Annotated in this window: 3 protein-coding genes and 2 pseudogenes; all 5 read left to right on the top strand. The window is 57.0% G+C overall.

Annotated features, from left to right (window positions below):
- Nucleotides 1-874 (top strand): TetR/AcrR family transcriptional regulator (locus tag FVF58_RS50685; RefSeq protein ID WP_223191247.1); only part of this gene is annotated, 874 nt, incomplete at its 5' end.
- A 93-nt stretch (nucleotides 875-967) separates the two neighbouring features.
- A complete protein-coding gene (locus tag FVF58_RS50680; protein ID WP_149676940.1) occupies nucleotides 968-2719 on the top strand; it encodes an aldehyde dehydrogenase family protein in 1752 nt (583 codons plus the stop codon).
- A gap of 65 nt (nucleotides 2720-2784) precedes the next feature.
- Nucleotides 2785-3075, top strand: coding sequence for a hypothetical protein (locus FVF58_RS50675; protein WP_149676939.1), 291 nt, complete (start codon nucleotides 2785-2787; stop codon nucleotides 3073-3075).
- 35 nt (nucleotides 3076-3110) lie between these two features.
- Nucleotides 3111-3292: pseudogene (locus tag FVF58_RS50670) on the top strand (pimeloyl-CoA dehydrogenase small subunit); the annotation flags it as partial.
- A gap of 142 nt (nucleotides 3293-3434) precedes the next feature.
- Nucleotides 3435-3653 (top strand): annotated as a pseudogene (locus tag FVF58_RS50665) (CoA transferase); the annotation flags it as partial.
- Between the last annotated feature and the right edge of the window lie 151 nt (nucleotides 3654-3804).

The following is a 3804-nucleotide window of genomic DNA, read 5'->3' as shown; positions in this document are numbered from 1 at the left end:
CTCGCCTGTTCTTTCCGAAAGTGTCGAAACGCTAACGTTCATCTCTAAAGACCAATCAAACGGCCCTGAGCGCGAGTGCACTGGCCGCGCCTTCGTCAAGTCCGTTCAAGTAGAATCTCGCTGGCACCGTGCTTGCCCCTCCAATCGAGAAGCAGCACGGCTCAACTACTCGTGCGGGCACATGAACGCGCGACACTCAAAGGTGACGCAATGCCCCCACTTCAAAAGATTGGGGGAAAGGCCAGAAAACGAGGCACAAAAACAACGGGAATACTACGACATGCGACAAACCGAAAAGCGCGAAAATCGTCGAATCGAGATCGCTGACCACGCGATCAGGTGCTTTGCGGAACACGGGTACGCTGAAACGTCGCTGCGCGACATCGCGGAAGCTGCAGAAATCAACCTAGGACAACTACACTATTACTTTGAGAGCAAGACTGACCTCATTCTCTACACAATACGTCGCTATAAGACCCGCTTCATTGGTCGTCTTGTGGAAGCGATGGAGCAGGAAGGAGCCACGAAGAACCGCGTAACCTCTGTCATCGACCTGCTAATCGTAGCCGCTACGCGCGACGCGAAGATTCATCGTCTCTGGTACGACCTACGCGCTCAAGCACTGTTTAATCCAAGTTTGCGCGTGGCCACCTCGGAGATCGAGCGGGATCTGGAGAACGCCACATCTACGCTTATTCACCTGCAGCAGCCTAAGGCATCACGCGGAACGATCCATCAGACATTTCTCCTGCTTGATGCGCATTTCTTCAATGCACTGCAAATGGCTCTCTCTGGAGAGGACTCCGAAGGCAAGCGATTTCGGCGCACCATCCGGCACCTGCTACTTGCAGCGATTCCGACCGCCACAAAATAGGACGATCGTCCAAAAACATTTGGACATATTAGGACGATCGTCCCAATAATTCCAGACCTCGGGCGCTCCAGACCCGGGTTAGGGATCAGATCGATGAAGAGTTCCACGCAAGTTGCGGGCGACGCACTCAACTCCAGCCTGCACCCGGTCGAACGGATCGTAGTTACCGTATCAGCGAATAAGGAAAAATGGGCGACGACGCCGGTAGGCCGTCGCGTTGAGTTATTGAAGCTGATTCGTGAAGCGTTAGTCGAAAACGCGGATGAATGGGCCAGGCTCGCTTCCGCAGCAAAGGGTTTGCCCACGGATTCCCCGCTCGTCGGTGAAGAATGGACCTCGGGGCCGTGGGCAGCCTTGACGGCAATCGATGTGCTGCTTTGCACGCTAACGCAGCTGAATGGTCTTCGCTTTCTGGATGCAATGAAAGTACGCACAACCGCGACTAACCAGACAGCAGTGCAAGTGTTTCCTACGACGCTGACTGATCGCTTGCTGTTGAGTGGTGTCAGTGCCGAAGTTTGGATGGAACCCGGCGTACTGCCATCAAACCTTCGCCGATTCGTTGCCTGCGCCTATGATCCCATGCGTCAATCCAGCGTCGGCTCAGTTTCACTGGTTCTCGGAGCCGGTAACATTACCAGCATCGCGCCGTTAGACGCTCTGTACAAGCTGTACGCAGAACACAGTGTTGTCGTCCTCAAGCTGAATCCGGTCACGGCGTACCTCTTGCCCGTTTTCGAGAAAATCTTTGCAGCCCTTATTGAAGAGGGCGTGTTTGCGATTGTCAACGGAGGCACGGATGTCGGCGTTTTTCTCACAGGCCATCCCCTCGTGGAAACATTGCACATTACCGGAAGCGCAGCGTCGCACGACGCAATCGTCTTCGGCACTGGAGAGGAAGGTGTGAAACGCAAGGCGCAAGACATCCGCGTGAACACGCGTCCCATCACGAGCGAACTCGGCGCAGTGTGTCCGACGATCGTCGTCCCGGGGCACTGGACAAACGCGGACATTCGCTTTCAGGCTGAGCATATAGCGACCCAGAAGTTACACAATTCCGGCTTCAACTGCGTCGCAAGCCAAGTCCTTATCTTGCCGCAGGATTGGCCGCACGCGGCAGCACTACTTTCGGAATTGAAGAGGGTTTTTTCTTCCGCGCGGACCAGGCCACTTTACTACCCGGGAAGCAGCGATCGTTTGGCGGCCTTCCGCGAGCATTATCCAGCGGCGCTGTCGTTTGCCCGCGGCTCTGATGCGCCACGATTGCTTGCAATCCTGGATGGCACCAGCGTCCACGATGACTATGCGTTCCGAACCGAAGTTTTCGGTCCGGCGCTCACTGTCGTGTTCTTGCCGGGCGCCGCACCTGAAGCGTTCCTCGAATCGGCAATCGACTTTGCCAACACGAAGCTTCACGGCACGCTTGGCGCAAACGTCATCATCGATCCGGCGACTGAAAAAACACTAGGCTCGCGCTTCGAAGCCCTGCTCACTGATCTCCGTTACGGCACTATTGCGGTAAATGCTTGGACTGGCCTCGGATTCCTGTTGGCTCAAACGCCTTGGGGCGCATTTCCTGGTCACCCCATGAACAACATTCAAAGTGGGCGCGGGATCGTACACAACTGCTTTCTATTTGACCGCCCACAGCGGTCTGTGGTTCGGGCGCCGTTTCGACCGTTTCCGAGAGCATTGTTACACGGAAGTTTCACCATGCTGCCCCGACCGCCGTGGTTCATTAGTAACCGGACCTCCGCCGCGACAGTTCGCAAATTATTCGCGTTTCAGGCGCGTCCGTCCCTGTTCAAGCTTCTTGGCATTTTTGTCAGCGCGGTGCGCGGCTGACGCAAAAGGACGGTCTGATGCCCCTATAGATATGTGTGTCTGCAACCGGCACACATATCTGTCAGATGCTCGTTCGGCATCTGCTCGAAAGCGCGGTTGTCACTGCGACTGATCAGGAGATCGACAACCTGCCGATCAACGCACCCGGCGCCCACGTGCGGGCGGGCCTGCTTGCCGCGGTTGAAGCGGTCAAGACCACCGCCGTGCGCGGCGTCGATGTTACCGGCTCGCACTACATCGTCAACGACCAGAAAACGTGGACCACGCTCGGCCAGCACGCAAACATGATTTATTCGGCCGGAGATCTCGTCGTTGTTACGCCGTGCGATGGGGCCGTATGCGCAGCCGTTCATTGAGGACGCGCTTCACGACGGCTACGACGAGCCGCCCGTCGGCAGCGAAGTACAGCACCGGCCGCATCGGAGCGCTCGTCGCCGAGGAGTGTATTCAGTTACATGGCGGTATCGGCATGACGTGGGAGCGCATTACGCCAAGCGCCTCGTCATGATCGACCATCAACCGGGCGACGAAGACCATCATCTCGAGCGCTATATCGCGCTCGGCCGGAGTTAAGACCATGAACGAGGCCGCCGCAGGCATTCGCGCCTTCTTCGACAAACGTCCTGCCGAATTCTTCGCCTTGCGTCGCCGGACAGTCGAGCAGTCGCACTAGAAGTGACCTCCTCGCTACGCCCCCTGTCAATCTGGATTTGCCATGTCTAACCTGACCTCCTCACTGCCGCTCGCCGGCATTCGCGTTCTCGATCTCTCCCGGATACTTGCCGGACCGTCGTGTGCCATGGTGCTGCGCGACCTCGGCGCCGAAGTCATCAAAGTCGAGCACCCGAAGCGCGGCGACGACACCCGCGATTGGGGCTTGCGCGTCGGTTCGACCGAAACTGCCTATTTCAACAGCGTCAACTGCAACAAGCGCGTTTGGCGCAATATTGAAGAGCATGGCGATCGAGCTAGGCGCTCACATATGTCGCCAGCTTCACGTTGACAGGTAGCGCCACTTCCCTGGCGCGCTTACCGATTGGCTTCTACAGGACTGCACTTTCCTTCCGGTCCAGATGAGGAAAACT

It is taken from the genome of Paraburkholderia panacisoli (assembly GCF_008369935.1).
In the GTDB taxonomy this organism is placed as follows: Bacteria; Pseudomonadota; Gammaproteobacteria; order Burkholderiales; family Burkholderiaceae; genus Paraburkholderia; species Paraburkholderia panacisoli.
This window is presented reverse-complemented; position numbering and strand designations above follow the sequence as displayed.

Bases quoted from the DNA above. Each gene is read 5' to 3' on its own strand.
- FVF58_RS50675 (WP_149676939.1), top strand. From the start codon at position 2,785: ATGCTCGTTCGGCATCTGCTCGAAAGCGCGGTTGTCACTGCGACTGAT.
- FVF58_RS50680 (WP_149676940.1), top strand. From the start codon at position 968: ATGAAGAGTTCCACGCAAGTTGCGGGCGACGCACTCAACTCCAGCCTG.